The organism is Haloferax sp. Atlit-6N, assembly GCF_003383195.1.
GTDB lineage: Archaea > Halobacteriota > Halobacteria > Halobacteriales > Haloferacaceae > Haloferax > Haloferax gibbonsii.
The window spans coordinates 1-504 of sequence record NZ_QEQJ01000206.1 but is presented as its reverse complement, the minus strand read 5'-3'; the positions used below and the strand labels follow the sequence as shown (position 1 = coordinate 504).

The window sequence follows — 504 nt, the reverse complement described above, 5'->3', positions numbered from 1 at the left end:
TGAGAGCGACGGCGCATCGCGGGCCGGCGCAGCGGCGACGCGACGGCCCACGAGGGCGCCGACGCCGCCGACGACGAGGAGGAAGGCGGCAGCGACGAGCGCCGCAGCCCATCCGTCAGCGGTGTAAAACGTCGCGAGAAGCGTGATAGCGGCGACGACAGCGACGGCGACGGCCGCGACAGCGGGTGTCGAGGTACGCCGGCGAGCGACCGGCGACGGGGACTCGACATCGTTGAGTCCGGTCGAATCGGTCGGCTGTGCGAGATCCGAGGCCGTTTCACGCCGTCGTCGAGCAACGACGACGGCCGCGCCGAAGACCAGCGTCCCGCCGACACCGACGGGGAGCGGGTGGGTGACGACGCGGTGGACGCCGTTGGCGACGCCCCAGAACGCCTCCCAGCCGAGCGGCGTGTCGCCTGCGACGGCGGCCGCGTAGGTCGCAACCGCGTAGACGACGTCGAGGTCCGGCAGCAGCGCCGCGAGTGCGGCGACGGCGCCGAGCCA

At 73.6% G+C, this 504-nt stretch carries 1 pseudogene; it reads right to left on the bottom strand.

Going from position 1 to position 504, the window contains the following annotated elements:
• Positions 1-504 (bottom strand): annotated as a pseudogene (locus tag DEQ92_RS24020) (hypothetical protein); the annotation flags it as partial.